The 19740-nt window shown below is 58.6% G+C and carries 14 protein-coding genes; 10 read left to right on the top strand and 4 right to left on the bottom strand.

What is annotated here, in order from left to right; translation table 11 throughout:
- Positions 1-336: 336 nt before the first annotated feature.
- Positions 337-1389 carry an NADP-dependent oxidoreductase gene (locus tag GZ093_RS04540; protein ID WP_296482705.1) on the top strand — a complete coding sequence of 351 codons (1053 nt, stop codon included), beginning with the start codon at positions 337-339 and terminating at the stop codon, positions 1387-1389.
- 192 nt (positions 1390-1581) lie between these two features.
- On the opposite strand, the gene GZ093_RS04545 is transcribed toward GZ093_RS04540, so the two are convergent.
- From GZ093_RS04545 to GZ093_RS04555, 3 genes are all read right to left on the bottom strand, one after another.
- On the bottom strand, positions 1582-2796 hold the full coding sequence (locus GZ093_RS04545) for a serine hydrolase domain-containing protein (RefSeq protein WP_363260183.1): 1215 nt from the start codon (positions 2794-2796) through the stop codon (positions 1582-1584).
- Between the two features lie 57 nt (positions 2797-2853).
- Entirely contained in the window at positions 2854-3738 is an 885-nt protein-coding gene (locus tag GZ093_RS04550; RefSeq protein WP_296482707.1) for an ion transporter, read from the bottom strand.
- A gap of 63 nt (positions 3739-3801) precedes the next feature.
- Positions 3802-4623, bottom strand: coding sequence for a pyruvate, water dikinase regulatory protein (locus GZ093_RS04555; RefSeq protein WP_296482710.1), 822 nt, complete (start codon positions 4621-4623; stop codon positions 3802-3804).
- A 220-nt stretch (positions 4624-4843) separates the two neighbouring features.
- Here GZ093_RS04555 and ppsA point away from each other — a divergent pair, with 220 nt between their 5' ends.
- The 7 genes from ppsA to GZ093_RS04590 all read left to right on the top strand — a co-directional run bounded on the left by ppsA (position 4844) and on the right by GZ093_RS04590 (position 14403).
- Positions 4844-7237 carry a phosphoenolpyruvate synthase gene (ppsA, locus tag GZ093_RS04560; RefSeq protein WP_296482713.1) on the top strand — a complete coding sequence of 798 codons (2394 nt, stop codon included), beginning with the start codon at positions 4844-4846 and terminating at the stop codon, positions 7235-7237.
- 45 nt (positions 7238-7282) lie between these two features.
- The gene (locus GZ093_RS04565) at positions 7283-9592 is read left to right on the top strand and encodes a VC_2705 family sodium/solute symporter (protein WP_296482718.1); all 2310 of its coding nucleotides are present in this window, start codon (positions 7283-7285) and stop codon (positions 9590-9592) included.
- 120 nt (positions 9593-9712) lie between these two features.
- On the top strand, positions 9713-10078 hold the full coding sequence (gene rpsF, locus GZ093_RS04570) for a 30S ribosomal protein S6 (RefSeq protein ID WP_296482719.1): 366 nt from the start codon (positions 9713-9715) through the stop codon (positions 10076-10078).
- A 23-nt stretch (positions 10079-10101) separates the two neighbouring features.
- Positions 10102-10401, top strand: coding sequence for a primosomal replication protein N (gene priB, locus GZ093_RS04575; protein ID WP_296482723.1), 300 nt, complete (start codon positions 10102-10104; stop codon positions 10399-10401).
- A gap of 29 nt (positions 10402-10430) precedes the next feature.
- Positions 10431-10715 (top strand): 30S ribosomal protein S18, encoded by a 285-nt coding sequence (gene rpsR, locus GZ093_RS04580; protein ID WP_011464487.1) that lies wholly within the window; start codon positions 10431-10433, stop codon positions 10713-10715.
- Between the two features lie 11 nt (positions 10716-10726).
- Positions 10727-11179, top strand: a complete 453-nt coding sequence (rplI, locus tag GZ093_RS04585; RefSeq protein ID WP_296482726.1) for a 50S ribosomal protein L9 — start codon at positions 10727-10729, stop codon at positions 11177-11179.
- Positions 11180-11493: 314 nt separating this feature from the next.
- The gene (locus GZ093_RS04590) at positions 11494-14403 is read left to right on the top strand and encodes an adenosylcobalamin-dependent ribonucleoside-diphosphate reductase (protein WP_296482728.1); all 2910 of its coding nucleotides are present in this window, start codon (positions 11494-11496) and stop codon (positions 14401-14403) included.
- Positions 14404-14453: 50 nt separating this feature from the next.
- Here GZ093_RS04590 and GZ093_RS04595 read toward each other — a convergent pair whose 3' ends face one another.
- The gene (locus GZ093_RS04595; protein WP_296482731.1) at positions 14454-14891 is read right to left on the bottom strand and encodes a universal stress protein; all 438 of its coding nucleotides are present in this window, start codon (positions 14889-14891) and stop codon (positions 14454-14456) included.
- Positions 14892-15160: 269 nt separating this feature from the next.
- Between GZ093_RS04595 and smc the strand changes: the two genes are divergently transcribed.
- Positions 15161-18676 carry a chromosome segregation protein SMC gene (smc, locus tag GZ093_RS04600; RefSeq protein ID WP_296482734.1) on the top strand — a complete coding sequence of 1172 codons (3516 nt, stop codon included), beginning with the start codon at positions 15161-15163 and terminating at the stop codon, positions 18674-18676.
- A gap of 5 nt (positions 18677-18681) precedes the next feature.
- Positions 18682-19728, top strand: coding sequence for a cell division protein ZipA C-terminal FtsZ-binding domain-containing protein (locus GZ093_RS04605; protein WP_296482853.1), 1047 nt, complete (start codon positions 18682-18684; stop codon positions 19726-19728).
- Positions 19729-19740: the final 12 nt, after the last annotated feature.

Genomic DNA, 19740 nt, shown 5'->3' on the forward strand with positions numbered 1-19740 from the left:
CTGCAATAGAGAGCATTTCTGCGCCGGTCACGACCCCTTGCCCCCCACGTCCGTGAATTCGTACCTGAAACATCGTTGGCCTTTCAAATTGCGGCAATGCAAAAGAGCGACTTTGCGGTCTGCATTATTCCGTCTGGCGAAATTTTGCACCACGATATAAATTATCAGTTTGTCCTGGATCAATATCCACGAAGACGCAAAAGGCGGATTGCTGGAGCTGCAGCACGTTCCCAATTGACTCAATGCGCACCTTTTTATCTTGCCTGTCGCTTTCGCTACCCCAGCAGTTTGAGCGCCAGGCTAGCATCGGCGACTTTTATCATTGCGGAGTTTTCCATGTCAACGTCCACACTATTGCCAGCGCTGAGCAACCATCAGATTCGTCTGGCCGCGCGCCCCGTCGGCCTGCCGACCCGCGCCAACTGGGAAAGCACCACCGAAGCGGTGGCGCAGCCGGTCGAGGGCGGCGTGCTGCTCAAAACACTGGCGCTCTCGCTCGACCCCGCGATGCGCGGCTGGATGAACGAAGGCAAAAGCTATATCCCGCCCGTGGCCCTTGGTGAGGTGATGCGCGCCGGTGGCGTGGGTAAAGTGATCTCGTCCAACAACCCAGAATTCGCAGTCGGTGATTACGTGTCCGCCGGCTTCGGCGTGCAGGAGTACCTGACGCTGGGCCCAGCGGACTTCAAACGCAGCGGCCTGGTCAAGATTGACTTGGGCATGGGCACGCTGACACAGTGGCTAAACGTGCTGGGCATGCCAGGCATGACGGGTTACTTTGGCCTGATGGATGTCGGCCAGCCCAAGGCGGGCGAAACCGTCGTGGTCTCCGGCGCGGCCGGTGCGGTCGGTCAGACGGTCGGCCAGATGGCGAAGATCAAGGGCTGCCGCGTGGTCGGCATCGCTGGCGGTCCCGCCAAAAGCGACTGGGTCGTCAAGGAGTTGGGTTTTGATGCCTGTATCGACTACAAGGCGGGCCCGGGTGCTGTCAAGGACGGTTTGAAGCAGCATTGCCCAACGGGCGTCGATATCTACTTTGACAACGTCGGTGGCGAGATTCTGGACACCGTGCTGACCCGCATCAACCGCGGCGCCCGCATCATCATCTGCGGTGCCATCAGCCAGTACAACAACACAACGGCTGTGCAAGGTCCCAAAAACTACCTGAGCCTGCTGGTGAACCGCGCCCGCATGGAAGGCATTGTGGTGTTTGACTATGCCGACCGCTACCCTCTGGCGGTGGCCGAGATGGCGGGCTACCTCAAGGACGGGCGCATGAAGAGCAAGGAAGACGTCGTCAAGGGACTCGATGCCTTTCCTGACGCCCTCAACAAGCTCTTCAGTGGCGAGAATTTTGGCAAGCTGGTGCTGCAAGTCGCTCAAGACTAACGTGCAATACCGTTCGTGGTGAGCTTGTCGAAACACCCCTTCGACAGGCTCAGGGCGAACGGTTTCATCACTCAGGGCGGTCGCCGAGGCATGACAGTTAGCTTGGATTTTCGCTACGCTTTATATAGCGTATAGCGCTTATTCCACCTGGGCTAGAGGCTGATTTTCTATAAATTTTAAGAAATAACTGGCTCAATCGATCAGCGTCGCATAGACCAGATCGCGGAATAGCATGCGGTAGTACTCCCGCTGGTTCGGCGCCTGCAGCATCAGAATGGCAAACAGGTCTTCGGCCGGGTCCACAAAGAACGTGGTCCCCGCCATGCCGCCCCAGAAATAGCTGCCGACCGAACCCGGAACTGTCGCAATACCCACCTCTTTTCGCACCGCAACACCCAGCCCGAAGCCATGGCCGGGTGGCAAGAGCGCGCGCGACGCACCGCGGTTCACCGGAATATCGCCCAGATGGTCTGCGGTCATGAAATCAACAGTCCTGGGACCCAACAGGCGCACGCCGTCGAGTTCTCCCTTGTTCAGCATGAACTGCAGGAAGCGCGCGAAATCCAATGCGGTCGAGGCCAGGCCGCCCCCACCGGACTCCATCGCAGCCTGCTCGCGCACATCGATCAAACGCATCTGTACCCCGCCTTCGGGATCGCTGGCAAAGGGTTCCGCAATGCGCGCGTGCTGTTCGGGTGGCACGAAGAAACCCGTGTCGATCATGCCCAGCGGCTTGAAGATGTGCTCGTGCAAGTAGGCGCCCAGCGTCTGGCCGCTGACCACTTCCAGCACGCGCCCCAGCACATCGGTGGCGCGGCCATATTCCCACATCGTGCCGGGCTCGAACATCAGAGGCAGGGTGGCGAGCTGGTGCGAAAACTCGGCATTGCTGCGCTCGCGCGAGCCAATTCTGAGTTGCGCATACTGCCGTTGGACCGATGCATTGCCCATGAATTCATAGGTCAGGCCCGCCGTGTGGCGCATCAGGTCCTGCAGCGTGGCCGCTTGTCGCACCGCCTGCAACTGCACGGCGCCGTCAACCAGACTGGCTACTTTTTGCGTGGCGTATTCGGGCAGGTATTTGGCCACCGGATCATTAAGCAGCAGTTTCCCCTGTTCCATCAACATCATCGCCGCCACCGAGACGATCGGCTTGGTCATGGAGTAGATGCGAAAAATGGCATCCGGCGTCATGGGGGACTGGGCGGCCGGGTCCAGCGCGCCAACACTCTCAAACAGGGCCAGCTTGCTGCGGCGGGCAATCAGCACGACAGCGCCCGGCAGGCGTTGACGATCGACCTCGGCCTGCAGCACCGCCATCAGCCGGGCGCTGCGTTGGGGGCACAAGCCGACTTGATCGGGCGACACATGGGGCCAGGTCTTGCCCGGCATAGAGTTCTTAAACACATTGATCTCCAAAAAAGAGTCCGACAGAGCCAAGCACCAGGGTCAGTGTTGGTACTTCTAGCCGTCCAGGCGCCCTTCGGCGCTGGCGTCACGCAGGTAGCTGGGCAATTGAGCGCCGCAATGAAAACAGAAACTGGCTTGCGCCAGATGGCCTTCGGTCAGACATTCGTGGCAGGTGCGCGTGGTGGGTGTCGTGGTAATGCGCCGTGCCGTCATCTCTGCGGTCACGATGCCGGTCGGCACCGCCAGCGTGCCCCAACCCAATAGCATCATGGCCGATGAGATCAGGCGACCCAGGTCGGTCTTGGGCGTGATGTCGCCAAAACCGACAGTCGTCATCGTGGTGATGGCCCAGTACACCGAGGTCGGAATGTTGGTGAAGCCGTTGCCGGGGCCTTCGACGACATACATCAGGGTGCCCATGACCAGGACGATCATCAGGACCGCTGACAAGAAAACCAGAATCTTGCGCCGGCTGGCGCTCAAGGCGTGGCCCAACGACTGGTATTCAACCACGTAGGCGGTCAACTTGAAGACCCGAAACACACGCAGCAGACGCAGCACCCGCACGTCGATCAGGGCTTGAACCTCGGGCACCAGCAAAGCCACATAGGTGGGCAACAGGGCCAACAGGTCAATCACGCCGTAGAAACTGAAGACGTATCGCCAAGGGTGGCGTACACACGCCAATCGGGCCGCGTACTCAATGGTGAAAGCAAGCGTGAACAGCCACTCCAGCCAGAAGAAGAACAAGTGCTGTTTCAAGTCCGCGCTCTGCACGCTTTCCACCACGACCACCAGGACGCTCATCAGAATGAGCGCGATCAGCCATTGGTCGAACAAGCGCCCGGCGCGCGTATCGGCCTCAAAGATGATGGTGTACAGCCGCAAGCGCCAGCCGGTCAGCGGCTTGCCAAGATTGTTCTCAGTTGCGTCGGTCATGGTGCGATAGTGGCCCTGAATGCAGATGGTTCGAGTGGAAATGCGAGGCCTGATTGAGTGAAATCAATAGTCCAGCCGCTCGGGCCGGATCTCTTGCAGGATCGTGGTTGATATTTCTTCGATCGATTTGGTGGTGGTTGACAACCAGCGGATACCCGTTCGGCGCATCATGGCTTCAGCTTCACTCACCTCCATGCGGCAGTTTTCCAGCGATGCGTATTTGGAATTCGGCCGGCGCTCGTTGCGTATCTCGCTCAGACGTTCGGGCTGGATCGTCAGACCAAAAAGTTTGCTTTTATGCGGTTTGAGGGCAGGGGGCAACTGTTGGCGTTCAAAGTCTTCGGGGATCAGGGGGTAATTGGAGGCCTTCAGACCGTATTGCATCGCAAGGTAGAGAGAGGTGGGCGTCTTTCCGCTGCGGCTGACACCGACCAAAATGATATCGGACTGTTCCAGATCGGTGTTGGATTGCCCGTCGTCGTGGGCCAGCGAGAAGTTAATGGCCTCGATGCGCGATTGGTAGGCCAGGCTTTTGCTGGCATCGCTGAAGCGGCCAATGCGGTGGCTGGACTTGAGATTGAGTTCGGATTCAAGCGGATGTACAAAGGTGCTAAACATGTCGAGCAGCATGCCCTGGCAGTTGTCGGTAATGACTTTGAGGACCTCTGCATTGACAAGCGTCGTGAAAACAATCGGTTTGCTGCCGTCCACGATGCGGGCATGGTTGATTTCCCGGGCTGCTTGATGCGCCTTGTCAACGGAGTCGGTAAATGGCAGTCTGACATGACGAAATTTGGCATCAAACTGGGCCAGGATGGCGTTACCAAAAGTTTCTGCGGTGATGCCGGTGCCATCGGATATGAAAAATACAGTGCGTTGAGACATGATGTTCGGGGATTGAGTTGTCTTGGAGCATTGTGCACGGGCAAGCTGCATCTTGGGCCGAGTCACCGCCTACAATGCCAAAAATTCAACCCAATTCTTCCATGCGCTGCATTGACCGATTAGAACAACGACAAAGTCAAGCTGTTGCCATGAGCATGGCCCGCGCACCAGAGCGCCTGGGCTTGTGCATTGATCCGTTTTTAACTTCTGGAGCTTTCCCATGTCTGCACTTTTCACTCCGACCGCCCTGGTCGTTCCGTTTGAGAACCTGAGAATGACCGACGTCGAATCGGTTGGCGGCAAAAACGCCAGTCTCGGCGAAATGATTTCAAATTTACCAACCGGCGTCAAAGTGCCCACCGGCTTTGCCACGACCGCCCATGCTTTTCGCGATTTTCTCGCTTACGAGGATCTCAGTGGCCGGATCAATGCCCGCTTGAGTGCCCTGGATACGGAAGACGTGCGGGCGCTGGCCCAAGTGGGTGCCGAGATTCGCGCCATGGTGGAAGCGCAGCCCTTTCCGGCGGATCTGGAACAGGCCATTCGCGATGCATTTGTCACGCTCACTTCCGGCAATCCGCAAGCCACCTTCGCGGTGCGTTCCTCTGCCACGGCCGAAGATCTGCCGGATGCCTCCTTTGCCGGCCAGCAGGAAACATTTTTGAATGTCATTGGCATCGAAGAAATCCTGCACAAAATCAAGGAAGTTTTCGCTTCTTTGTACAACGACCGTGCCATCAGTTACCGCGTGCACAAGGGATTTGCCCACGAGCACGTCGCCTTGAGCGCAGGCATTCAGCGCATGGTGCGCTCGGACTTGGGCGCAGCGGGCGTCATGTTTACCATTGACACCGAGTCCGGTTTTCAGGATGTGGTGTTCATCACCTCCAGCTACGGGCTGGGCGAGACCGTGGTGCAGGGCGCCGTCAATCCGGATGAGTTCTATGTGCACAAGCCGATGCTCAAGGCCGGCAAGCGCGCTGTGATCCGTCGCAGTCTGGGCTCCAAATTGATCCAGATGCAGTTCACAACTGCCGAGGAAAAGGCCAGCGGGGGCAAGCTGGTCAAAACCACGGATGTGCCCACTGAAATGCGCAACCGTTATTCGTTGACCGAGGCCGATGTTGAAAAGCTGGCTGCGTACGCGTTGGTGATTGAGGAACACTATGGCCGCCCCATGGACATTGAATGGGGAAAGGATGGCCAGGACGGTGAACTTTACATTTTGCAGGCGCGGCCGGAGACAGTCAAAAGTCAGGCCGCAGGCAAGGCCGAGTACCGATACAAGCTCAAGGGCAAGAGTGCCGTGATCGTCGAAGGACGGGCCATTGGCCAGAAGATCGGCACAGGCCCGGTGCGCATCGTGCACAACCTCCACGAGATGGACAAGGTGCAGGCTGGCGATATTCTGGTGACAGACATGACCGATCCCAACTGGGAGCCGGTGATGAAGCGGGCCTCGGCGATTGTGACCAATCGGGGTGGGCGTACTTGTCATGCAGCCATCATCGCGCGCGAGCTGGGTATCCCGGCGGTGGTGGGGTGCGGCAATGCGACCGAAGTGCTCAAGGACGGCATGCTGGTGACGGTCAGTTGCGCCGAGGGTGACACCGGTTTTATTTACGATGGCTTGCTCGAAACCGAGGTATCAGAAGTTCAGCGCGGCGAAATGCCCAAGATTGCCGTCAAGATCATGATGAATGTCGGCAACCCGCAATTGGCGTTTGACTTTTGCCAGTTGCCCAATGAAGGTGTCGGTTTGGCGCGCCTTGAGTTCATCATCAACAACAACATCGGTGTGCATCCCAAGGCGATTCTGGACTACCCCAACATTGACGCGGATCTAAAAAAGGCGGTCGAATCTGTCGCCAGAGGTCATGCCTCGCCACGCGCCTTTTATGTGGACCGGGTCGCCGAAGGAGTTGCGACCATCGGTGCCGCGTTCTGGCCCAAGCCCGTCATCGTGCGTCTGTCTGATTTCAAGAGCAATGAGTACCGAAAACTGATCGGTGGCAGCCGTTACGAACCCGAAGAAGAGAACCCGATGCTGGGTTTTCGTGGTGCCGTGCGTTATGTCAGCGCCGATTTCGGTGAGGCCTTCGCCATGGAATGCGAGGCGATCAAAAGGGTTCGCCAGGAGATGGGGCTGAGCAACATTCAGGTCATGGTGCCTTTTGTTCGCACGTTGGGTCAAGCCAAAAAAGTAACTGAATTATTGGCCGCGCATGGACTCAAGCGCGGTGAAGACGGTCTGAAAATCATCATGATGTGCGAGATTCCCAGCAACGCCATCTTGGCCAGCCAGTTTCTTGAATACTTTGATGGCTTCTCGATTGGCTCAAATGATCTGACCCAGTTGACTCTAGGGCTGGATCGTGACTCCGGTCTGGAGCTGCTGGCAGCTGACTTTGATGAACGCGACCCGGCTGTTACGGCTCTCATCAGCCAGGCTATCAGTGCCTGCAAGGCGCAGGGCAAGTACATTGGTATTTGTGGTCAGGGGCCCAGTGACCACCCTGACTTTGCCGAGTGGCTGGCCAAGGAAGGCATTTCGTCGATTTCCCTGAACCCGGACTCGGTGATCGCGACCTGGCAGAGGCTGGCCGAGCAATAGCAAACCCCTATGGCCTGAGACTTCCCGGGCTGTCATGATGCAGCGATGTTGAATCCAGCGGTGGAGGTGGGCGAATTCACGGCGGTGGCAGGCGGTTTTCGCTTGCATGGCTGGCTTCTTGCCATCTGGTTTGCCGCGTCATTCGGCGTGGTGTTCTTCGCGCACGACCTGCAGGTAATCGTCGCTGGCTGGCCCTTGGGCTACTGGTTCGCGGCACAAGGCAGCGTGTTCGTCTTTATCGCCATCGTGGCGGTGTTCGCTTGGGTGGCGAATCGCCGCGACGGAGAAATTGCGACGGTCGATGTCGCATATGCCGCCTACAAGCGCCGACTGCATCGACGATTTGCCACTTACGTTGCCTGCTTGCTGTTGTTCCTGCTGGCTCTGGCCGTCGCCGAGAGGCTGGGGCTCAAGAAAATGTGGGTGGGCTCCATCTTCCTGTTCGCCACGGTCGCCTTGTACGCGGTGATTGGGATTTACGGGCGTACCTCGGATGCATCGCAGTACTACGTTGCCGGACGCAGCATCCCGGCTGTTTATAACGGCATGGCGGTTGCCGCCGACTGGATGAGTGCGGCCTCGTTCATCAGCATGGCTGGCGGGCTCTACCTGCAGGGATTTTCGGGGACGCAGACGCAGCCTGGAGGTCTGGTTTATGTGCTGGGCTGGACGGGGGGGTTCTGTCTCGTGGCGCTGCTGGTTGCTCCTTACTTGAGAAGACTGGGCCTGTACACCATTCCCGATTTCTTTGGAGCCCGTTTTGGAGGCCGCTGGCCGCGCATGATTGCGGCGTTTGCAGCGGTACTGTGTTCATTTACCTATGTGGTGGCCCAAATTTATGGCGTGGGTTTGATTACGTCGCGACTGACCGGCGTGCAGTTTGAGATTGGTATTTTGTTGGGTTTAGGCGGGGTTCTGGTGTGCTCGTTTTTGGGTGGCATGCGGGCGGTGACCTGGACACAGGTGACCCAGTATGTTGTACTGATTCTGGCTTTTTTGATTCCGGTCTCATGGCTTGCTTACAAACAACTGGGCAATCCCGTGGCGCCGTTTGTTTACGGTCAGCAATTGAAGAAGATTACCGAATTGGAGCGTCAACTCGTCAATTCGCCGGCCGAGTTGCAGGTAATTCATGAATTCGCCCGGCGGGCCCAAGACTATGAGCGCAAGCTCAAAAGCGTGGAGGCCTCGCTTGAAAGTGAACGAAATGCGATAAAAAAAAGAATTCGTTTCTTGAATGAACATCAGGTTGATGAGTCGATGGTCGTTGCAGCAAGGCGAGAGCTGGCTGCGCTGCCGAAGGACGCGGTCAGCGCGCGCGAGCGCTGGACGCACGCGATGCAGGAGAACCTGGAGCGAGCGCAACCCCTGGGTGGCATGCCGGCGCACGCCAAGCCGTTTGCAGGTGATCCGCAGGGAAGCGCCGATGACCAGAAAGCGTTTGATGTGTCCCGGCGCAACTTTCTGGCACTGATGTTTTGTCTGATGGTGGGGACTGCGGGCTTGCCCCACTTGCTGACCCGCTTCTATACGACCCGCACGGTGGCCGAGGCGCGGACCTCTGTTGCCTGGTCACTTTTCTTTATCGCGCTGTTGTATTTGTCAGCCCCCGCATTGGCGGTGTTGGTTAAATTTGAAATCATGAGCCAACTGGTCGGGCAGAACTTTGATTCGTTGCCCATTTGGATTGCCCAGTGGGCCAAGGTCGACCCAACGCTGGTGTCTGTCAGTGATGTCAATGGCGACCATATTCTCCAATTTGCCGAACTGAAACTGGGCGCCGATATCGTGATGTTGGCTACGCCCGAGTTGGGTGGCTTGCCTTATGTCGTGTCGGGTCTTGTGGCTGCAGGTGGGCTGGCTGCTGCGCTCTCGACCGCGGATGGCCTGTTATTGACAATCGGAAATGCGCTGGCACATGATTTTTTCTACCGAAGCGGGAGTAGTCAGTCAGAGGCGGTCAGAAGGGTGATGTTGTCCAAATTTGCGTTGTTGCTGGTCGCCCTCATCGCCGCTTATGTCGCTGCTCAGCGGCCGGCAGATATTCTTTACCTTGTGTCGGCTTCTTTTTCTTTGGCGGGAGCGGCCTTTGTGCCGGTGATGGTGTTGGGAATATTCTGGCGCCGCACAACACGCGTGGCCGCCGTCGCCGGGATGATCGCAGGTCTTGGGCTCACGATTTACTACATGGCCGTGAATGCCGTCGCGCTCAGGCACGCTCTGGGCTTGAGTGGCACCGGTTTGTGGTTCGACATCCAGCCTGTTTCTGCCGGGGTATTTGGTGTATTGGTGGGATTTGTGGTAACCGTGCTGATCAGTCTTCTGTCTCAACAAGATGCCTCGCCGCCAGGCTGATGGCACTATAGTCGATGGCCTGAGCTTGGCATATAATGTCGGGCTTCGCCTTGCCACACCTCAATTAGACGCTGAGGGTGGTTTTTTCTGCCCAATGTGGGCCATCCATAAGGAGTATCAATGCGTCATTATGAAATCATTCTCATGATCCATCCGGATCAGAGCGAGCAGGTTCCCGCCATGCTGGAACGTTACAAGGGCATGATCACAGCCGGCGGCGGCAAAGTGCACCGTGTTGAAGACTGGGGCCGTCGTCAGTTGGTCTATATGATCAACAAGCTTGCCAAAGCCCATTACCTTTGCGTCAACATCGAAGCCGACCAAGCGGTCATGGCAGAACTGGAACACGCATTCAAGTTCAATGATGCCGTGTTGCGCCACCTGACAGTTTTGCGCAAGAAAGCCGACACCGGCCCTTCTTCGATGATGAAAACTGTCGAACGTGAAGATGCGCGCAAGACCCAACAGGCCGAGTACCAGGCTTAACGGCTACTTTGCCTGAAAGGGGTGTGAATCACGTTGCCAACCACCTTGTTCTGACTGCCTGTATCGCCGGAATTGATTCGCTGCGCTACACGCCAGCCGGATTGCCGGCGCTGAACATCGGACTCGATCATGAGTCTGAGATTCAGGAAGCCGGGCAGACAAGACAAGTGAAGGCGACACTGAAAGCGGTTGCCTTTGGCGCAATGGCTGAGGGGCTTGCCAAGCAAGCCATCGGCAGTGTCTGGCGGTTCAACGGTTTTCTGGCGACCCCTCGCAATGGCAAGCACGTCGTGTTTCACATTCAAGAGTTTCAGCAAGATTAACGAATTCATAAATATTTAAGGAGTCCATCATGGCCGGACCAAAACGTTTCAATAACAAAGACAAGCGCCCCAAGCGCCCAGCACAGAACCTGCTGTTCAAGCGCAAGCGCTTTTGCCGCTTTACCGTGACTGGCGTTGAAGAGATCGATTACAAGGATATTGACACCTTGCGCGATTTCATTGCCGAAAACGGCAAGATCATTCCCGCTCGCCTGACTGGCACACGTGCCATTTTTCAGCGTCAGCTCAACACTGCCATCAAACGCGCACGTTTCCTCGCGATGCTGCCGTACAGCGACCAGCACAAGATTTAAGGAACACGATCATGCAAATTATTCTGCTCGACAAGGTTGTGAACCTTGGCAATCTTGGTGAGGTCGTTCGCGTCAAAGACGGCTACGCCCGTAACTTCCTGATTCCTTCTGGTCGCGCTCGTCGCGCGACGGCGACGGCGAAGCTGGAGTTTGAAGCCAAGCGCGCCGAACTCGAAAAAGCTGCCGCAGCCAAATTGGCTGAATCGCAGACAGTCGGTGAGAAACTTGCAGGCACCACCTGCAAGCTGACTCAAAAGGCCGGTGTTGATGGTCGTCTCTTCGGTTCTGTGACCAATGCCGACATCGCTGAAGAACTGACCAAGTCTGGTTTCAAGGTGACCAAGGCGCAGGTTCGCATGCCCAATGGCCCGATCAAGGTGGTCGGCGACAGCACAGTCAGCATTGCCCTGCACACCGATGTGCTGGTAGAGATTACGGTTTCGGTTTACGGCGAAACTGCTTAATCCAACTCAAACTCCCATTTGAGTCAAGAGCCCTCTGGCCAGTGAGCAGGGGGCTTTTTTTTGCCTTCAGCGCGGCCGGTTGCCGCTTATTTCGCCGCCACCGACGATCGATTCGCTAGAATGACCCGCGTGACGCTGACTCGAACTGCCTGACCCTGTTGGGCAGGCACTGAAGGCTCCTCCCGAACAAACGTCCAATTTTCATGTGATAGCCACCCCACCCCTGCCAACGCAGATCGCAGACCTGGCAGTCCCCTAACAAAAGCGCACGACCTTGGAAATCAGGCAGTCCATAGATCTTTTAGGAATAAACAATGACGCAAAAAACGCCCACTCGAGCAAAGCCAATCCACGCCCTTGCCCCGCAGCCGATCAGTGAAGAAGTCCTGATTGAAAAGTACGCCAAGGGTTCAGAAAAGACCATCCTCGAGGTCAATCAACGCGTTGCGCGTGCTTTGGCTCAGGTCGAGGCGCCAGAGCAGCAAAAGGAATGGGAAGCCAAATTTTTGCAGGCCCTGCAAACCGGGTTTTTACCGGCTGGTCGAATTCAATCCGCCGCTGGCACCGATCTGGCGGCCACCTTGATCAACTGTTTTGTGCAGCCCGTGGGCGACTCGATCGCCCACGTCGAAGATGGCCATCCCGGCATCTATACCGCGCTGACCGAGGCGGCCGAAACCATGCGTCGTGGTGGTGGCGTGGGTTATGACTTTTCCCGGATCCGCCCGCGCGGCGCCTGGGTTGGTAGCACGCAGAGTAGTGCCTCAGGGCCTGTCAGCTACATGCGCGTGTTTGACCGCTCGTGTGAGACGGTTGAGTCGGCCGGAGCCCGGCGCGGCGCACAAATGGGCGTGCTGCGCTGTGATCATCCTGACATCGAAGAGTTCATCCATGCCAAGGACACCGGTGATTTGAAGAATTTCAATATCTCGGTGGGTGTCACTGATGCATTCATGCTCGCGGTGCAAAAAGACGCGACGTTTACGCTCGTTCATCGTGCCGAACCGGGGGCCGCTCAAAAGGAAGCCGGGGCGCATCAACTGCCGCAAAACGGTATTTGGGTCTACCGGACCTTGCAGGCGCGCGAGTTGTGGGATCAGATCATGCGCTCGACCTATGACCACGCCGAGCCGGGTGTTCTTTTCCTGGACCACATCAATCGCGACAACAACCTCTCCTATTGTGAAACCATTGCCAGCACCAATCCTTGCGCCGAGCAGCCCTTGCCGCCGTACGGTTGCTGTTGTCTGGGGTCGATTGACCTGACGCGGTTTGTCAAACAGCCCTTCGAAAAAACCGCCAGTTTTGACAAAGCCGCTTTTTCCGACGTGGCGCGCGTCGCCACCCGCATGCTCGACAACGTCCTGGACGTCACGGTCTGGCCCCTGCCGCAGCAACAGGAAGAAGCGCGCAGCAAACGCCGGGTCGGCTTGGGTTATACCGGGCTGGGCGATGCGCTGGTGATGCTCAACCTGCGCTACGACACGCAAGCTGCGCGCGACATGGCACGCGCTATTTCTGAGTTGATGCGCGACACCGCCTACGATGCCTCGGTCGATCTGGCGCAGGAGCGCGGGGCCTTTCCCTTGTTCAATGCCGATCTCTACCTCACCGGTCAAAGGTTCGCATCGCGCTTGCCACCCGCCGTAAAGGAGCGCGTTCGCAAGTACGGCCTTCGCAATTCGCACTTGCTCTCAATTGCACCGACCGGAACCATTAGCTTGGCCTTTGCGGACAATGCCAGCAACGGCATCGAGCCTGCGTTCAGCTGGAGCTACACCCGCAAGAAGCGCATGGCGGACGGCGGCTTCAAAGAGTATGCGGTTGAAGACCATGCTTGGCGTCTCTATCGCCATTTGTATGGGCAGGATGCGCCGCTGACCTCTGCCTTCGTTACAGCGCTTGAAATGAGTGCCCAAGCCCACGAAGCCATGGTGGCTGTGGTGGCGCCGTTCATCGATACTGCCATTTCCAAAACGGTGAATGTGCCAGCCAACTATCCCTATGCAGATTTTCAGAATCTTTATATGGAGGCCTGGCAGTCAGGCTTGAAAGGGCTTGCCACTTACCGACCCAACTCGGTTTTGGGATCTGTGTTGAGCGTGACGCCCGTGTCGGGTGCCACAACCACGCCCGAAACGGCGACAGCCCTGCATATAGACAGCGCGAACCAACGTCTAGCATTGGAGCGTCTGCCCGCTGCTGTGCTGTCGTCCCTGCGCTGGCCGAGCCGACCCGAGCTGCCTGCGGGCAATCCGGCTTGGACCTTCATGGTGCATCATCCTTTTGGGGACTTTGCCTTGTTCGTTGGTGAGTTGGCCCCCGAAGAAGGCGGCGCACCTAAACCCTTCGAGGTGTGGGTCAATGGCACTGAGCAACCGCGCGGCTTGGGCGCACTCGCCAAGACGCTTTCCATGGACTTGCGCGCCAATGATCCGGCCTGGTTGCAGTTGAAGCTCGACGCGTTGGCCACGGTCGCCGAGGAACATTCGTTTGAGATGCCATTTCCGCCGCACGGTCAACTCCGTCTATTTCCCGGAGTGGTGGCCGCCACGGCAGCCGTCATTCGCTGGCGCTGCGACCAGCTCAAGGCCTTGGTCGGCCACGATACCAAAGTGCCAACACCGGTGATGGATGCCATGTTCAGCCGGGGGGAGCCACAGACCGGTCCCTCCGGTACATTGGCGTGGTCGGTGGACGTGGATAACCCGGCCACCGGCGAGGCTTTCACCGTCACGCTCAAGGAGGTGAACTTGCCAGATCACGAGGGCAATATTGTCACCCGGCCTTGCGCCGTCGGCTTTTCAGGCAACTATCCCCGGGCACTCGATGGATTGGCCCGACTGCTCTCGCTGGACATGCGCGTGATCGACCCAGCGTGGATCGGCATGAAATTGCGCAAGCTGCTGAATTACGCCGAACCGCTGGGCCACTTCATGGCGTTTGTGCCGGGATTGCCGCGTAGTGAGCGCCGTCAGCAAACCTGGCCGTCCACCGTGGCGTACGTTGCGAGACTGATTATTCACCGCTATGCCATGCTAGGCGTGCTCGACGAGGAAGGCTTTCCCCTGCGTGACATGGGCGTGCTTGATGCTCCAAAAAACCATGGTGCACCGAGCACCATGGCAGGCAAAATCTGCCCGGAATGCGGCAATCCCACCGTTATTCACAAGGATGGTTGTGATTTTTGCACCGCGTGTGGCTATGTGGGGCAGTGCGGCTAGAGACTGATGGGGGCGCGTAGCAGTGCCCCATCTCAAGCTGTCTGGCGGCCTCAGTCGCGCACGACCAATACGGGGAGCTTGGTGTGTGACAGCACCGCTTGCGTCACACTGCCGAGCACCAGTTTTTCCAGGCCGCTGCGGCCGTGGGATCCCATCACGATCAGATCGGCCTGCATTGACTCAGCGGCTTGCACCACGCCGCGCCAGGCACTGTGAGATTCAATGACGGAAGCTTCCACGTTGATGCCCGCTTCCGTGAATGCGGCCTTTGCGGCCTTGACGGCCGCATTGGCCTCGGCCGTTGCCGCGCTCAGGTATTCGGCTTGGCCATAGGCAAAATCGGTTCCGACGCCCGTGAATGGATAGGGATCAATGACAAAAATGGCTGAGACCCGGCTGTCAAAGGCTTTGGCCAGTTGGATCGCTTTTTCGACCGCGAACTGCGAGGTGGGCGAACCATCCACTGGGACCAGTATGTGTTTGAACATGGTGAAAACTCCTTATTAATATTAATGAGATCGAGTGTCTTATTCGCTTCCCTTGAAAACCATGACCGAAATCAAATGATCGACGATCCCTTGGTCAATCTGGCAGGTGAAGCCAATGAAGGCTATCACGATCAACGCGCCGTCTGGTCAGTTGCATCATTTTTCTGCGGGAACCGACAAGGTATCATGGTAAGGCTCAAGCGGGCTGCCTGGCGGCTAGACTCTTTGCCCGTCAATTCAATTTAAGCCACAAAGCGTCAGCAATTCCTGTGCGTCTCAATTCAATCAAATTATCCGGGTTCAAGTCCTTCGCCGAGCCCACCAATTTCATGTTGCCGGGGCAACTGGTGGGGGTGGTCGGCCCCAATGGCTGCGGCAAGTCCAACATCATGGATGCGGTGCGCTGGGTGCTGGGGGAGAGCAAGGCTTCGGAGCTGCGCGGCGAATCGATGCAGGATGTCATCTTCAACGGCACCACCACGCGCAAACCGGCCAGCCGTGCCAGCGTGGAACTGGTGTTTGACAATGCGGACCATCGCGCTGGCGGCCAGTGGAGCCAGTTCGGTGAGATTGCCGTCAAACGCGTGCTCACCCGTGACGGCACCAGCAGCTATTACATCAACAACCAACCGGTGCGTCGGCGCGACGTGCAAGACGTGTTTCTGGGCACTGGCTTGGGGCCGCGAGCGTACGCCATCATTGGTCAGGGCACCATCAGCCGGATCATTGAATCCAAGCCCGAAGAACTGCGCCTGTTCCTGGAAGAGGCCGCCGGGGTCTCCAAATACAAGGAACGGCGTCGCGAGACCGAAAATCGATTGTCGGACACGCGTGAGAACCTGACCCGGGTCGAAGACATCCTGCGCGAGCTCAATGCCAACCTGGAAAAGCTGGAAGCGCAAGCCATTGTTGCCAAAAAGTTCAACGCCCTCACGGCCGATGTGACGCTCAAGCAGCATCAGCTCTGGTTTCTCAAGCGCACGGAGTCCGAGGCGGATCAGACCAAAGTCAGGATGGAGTCGCAAGGTGCAGTCAATGCGCTGGAGAGCCGGGTGGCGGATTTGCGCCACATCGAGGCGGAGCTGGAGACCGTGCGTCAAGCCCACTACGCGGCGGGCGATCAGGTCAACCAGGCGCAAGGTTTGTTGTACGAAGCCAGTACCGAGGTTGGTCGGCTGGAGGCCGAGATCCGTTTTGTGGTGGAAGGCCGCCACCGCGTCGAGCAGCGCCTGGCCACGCTCGCAGAGCAAAGCGCCCAATGGGCCACGCGACGGGATGACGCGCAGGGAGAGATCGAAAATCTGCTCGAACTGGCCATGCTCGGTGAAGAAAAGACCGAGCTGCTGGCCGCGCAGGTGGAAGACCAGGCCCAGCAGTTGCCCGACCTGGAAGAGGCCTTGCGCTTGGCGCAAAAAGGCGCCAACGAGCAGCGCGCCAGCGTGGGCCAGGTGCAGCAGCAAATTCAGGTGCTGGCCGCTGACCAGCGCAGCATTGAGGAACAAGCGCGCCAGTTCACCACACGCCGCGAACGCCTGAGCGCGGACCGCAGCGCATTGGCCGCGCCGGATGAAGCCCGACTGCTGCATCTTCAAAGCCAGCTGGAACAGGCCCAGGAGAGCGCCAGCATTGCTGAGGCCCGTCTGCACGAGTTGCAGGAGACCGTGCCGCAACTCGATGACAACCGGCGCCAGCAGCAACAGGCCGTCAACACCGAATCAGCACGTCTGGCCGACTTATCAGCCCGGCTGGAGGCGCTGAAAGCGCTGCAGGAAAAGGTCAAGACCGACGGCAAACTGCAACCTTGGCTGGCCAAGCACGGGCTGGACAGCTTGCCGGGTTTGTGGAGCCGCATTCACATCGAACAAGGTTGGGAAAACGCGCTGGAAGGAGCGTTGCGAGAGCGCCTGGGGGCCTTGGAGGTGTCGCGGCTGGACATGGTGCGCGCCTTTGGCAACGACGCACCGCCGGCGAAATTGGCTTTTTACAGCCCGCCACTGGTCGCGCTGCCTGAAAAAAGTGCGGCATTACCGCGCTTGTCCGATCTGCTGCGCATCAACGATGCCGGTCAAAAGGCCGTGCTGACGGACTGGCTGCAAGGCTGCTATACCGCCCCCAGTTTTGAAGAGGCCCTTGCCACCCGGGACCAGTTGCAGCCGGGCGAGACGATCTTTGTGAAAACGGGCCATGCCGTGGGCGCCTACAGCGTCAGTTTTTACGCGCCCGATTCCGAGCAGGCCGGTTTGCTGGCCCGAGCCCAGGAAATTGAAAACCTGGAGAAGCAGCTGCGGGCGCAGGCCATGATCAGCGAGGAGTCACGCTCAGGCCTGGTGCGCGCCGAGGCGGCCTATGCCGACGCGTCGCAACGTCTGGTAGCCGTGCGCCGGGAAGCGGCCGAGAGCCAAAGCCGGGCCCATGAACTGCAGGTGGAAACCCTGCGCCTGACGCAGTTGGCCGAGCAGGCCCGGGTGCGCAGTGCGCAAATTGCCGGTGACCTGGCCGAAGTCGATGCCCAACTGGCGGACTTGCAAGAACGCCGCGTGACCGCAGAAGGTCGGTTTGAAGAGCTGGACATGCAACTGGCCGATACCCAGGAGCGCCACGCCCAACTCGACGAGCGCGTGATGGCGGCCGAACGCAAGCTCAGCGAGTGTCGCGAGCAGCAGCGCAGTCTGGAGCGTCAATCCCAGGAGGCGGTATTTTCCATGCGCAGCCTCGATGCCCGCAAGGCCGAGCTGTCGCGTGCTATAGAAACTGCAGCGCAACAGGCAGATTCTGTGAGGGCTGAAGCCCAAAGAGGCCAGGAAGAATTGGCGCGCTTGAACGATGCGGCGGCGCAGGGTGGTCTGCAAAGCGCCTTGGCCGTCAAGCTCGATCGTGAGCAGGCGCTGGGTGCCAGGCGCAGCGAGTACGACGACCTGACCGCCAAACTGCGTGCCAGCGACGAGCGGCGCCTGCAACTGGAGCGTGAGCTCGATCCGCTGCGTCAGCGCATCACCGAATTTCAACTCAAGGAACAAGCAGCGCGGCTGGGCTTTGAGCAATACACCCAGTTGCTCACCGATGCGCAGGCCGATCTCGAGGCGGTGGCCCGATCCCTGTTGGATGGCAATGTGCGCCTGTCTGGTATGCAAGGCGAGATTGACCGCCTCAATCGTGACATCGCGGCTTTGGGTGCCGTCAATCTGGCCGCGCTCGATGAGTTGGCCGCCGCCAGTGAGCGCAAGAATTTTCTGGATGCCCAGACCGCCGACTTGGTGGAGGCTATGACGACGCTGGAAGATGCGATCAAGAAGATTGACGCTGAGACCCGCGAATTGCTCTCGGGCACGTTTAACGCGGTCAACGAGCACTTTGGCCGCATGTTCCCCGAGCTTTTTGGCGGTGGCAACGCGCGCTTGGTGATCACCGGCGAAGAAATTCTGGACTCGGGCGTGCAGGTGATTGCCCAGCCGCCAGGCAAGAAGAACCAGACCATTCATTTGCTCTCGGGCGGTGAAAAGGCGCTGACGGCTATTGCGCTGGTGTTTGCGATTTTCCAGCTCAATCCGGCACCGTTCTGTTTGCTCGATGAGGTTGATGCACCCTTGGACGACGCCAACACCGAGCGTTATGCCAAACTGGTGGTTAGCATGAGCCGGGAGACCCAGTTTTTGTTCATCAGCCACAATAAGATTGCCATGGAAATGGCCAAGCAGCTGATTGGCGTCACGATGCAGGAGCAAGGGGTCTCGCGCATCGTGGCAGTGGATATGGATGCAGCCATCTCGATGGCGGAGGTCGTTTGATGGTCTTGAGTAACTTGCAGATTGGTTTGGCTATTCTGGGCGGGTTGGTGCTGGTGGCGATGGCCGCACACGCAGCCTGGTCCGCCCGTAAGAACCGGCCGCGCCAGGCGGCGCCCAATGACCCGGTTGTTGGACCCAACAACCAGTCTCAAGTGGGGGCCGGGATTGAGCCCGGGCTGGACGTGGCCGCGTTTGACGTCGCGAGTTTCCCGCTGCCGATACTGGAAAAGCGAGCGGCCCTGGACGCCCTGATCGACGTCATCGCGCCGATTGCGCTGGAGGGCATGGTGTCGGGTGACGCCGCGCTGGCCGCGATGCCGCCGACGCGCCGGGCTGGCAGCAAGCCCTTTGCCATTGAAGGATTTAACGAAGTGGCGCAGCGCTGGGAGATGCCGATGGCGGGCCAGCGCTATGCCCTGTTTCAGGCTGGGGTGCAACTGGCCAACCGATCCGGCGCGCTCAATGAAATTGAATATTCCGAGTTTGTGATGAAAACGCAGGCCTTTTGCGACGCCATCAATGGCACGCCCGACTTTCCCGAGATGCGCGAAGAAGTGGCTCGGGCGCGTGAACTCGATCAGTTTGCCAGCGACCACGACGCCCAGCTGGGCTTTGTGTTGCGCGCCCGCCAAGCGGCTTGGAGCCCGGGCTATGTGCAACAAAATGCGGCGCGCCTGGGCTTTGTAGCAGGCGCCATCCCCGGGCGCATGGTCGTGCCCGCCAGCACGGCCGGAATGCCGCCGGTGCTGGGTCTGAGTTTTGACACCCAGGCGGCGCTCGCGGACGACCCGGCCCAATCTGCCCTTCGCGATGTGGCGATCAGCCTGGATGTGGCGCAGGTTGACCGCAGCGAGCGCGCCTTTGAGCGCATGCGCGAGGCCGCCCTGGCCCTGGCAGACAGCATGGACGGCGTGGTGACCGATGACAACGGACAGCCTCTGGCGCCTGAGGCGATGGACGTGATTGGTGCCGAGCTTGAACAGTTGTACGACACGCTGGACCAGCGTGATCTGTCCGCCGGGTCGGCGCTGGCGCGACGCCTTTTTTCCTGACCGGTTGACGGC

The organism is Rhodoferax sp., assembly GCF_010365055.1.
GTDB lineage: Bacteria > Pseudomonadota > Gammaproteobacteria > Burkholderiales > Burkholderiaceae_C > Rhodoferax.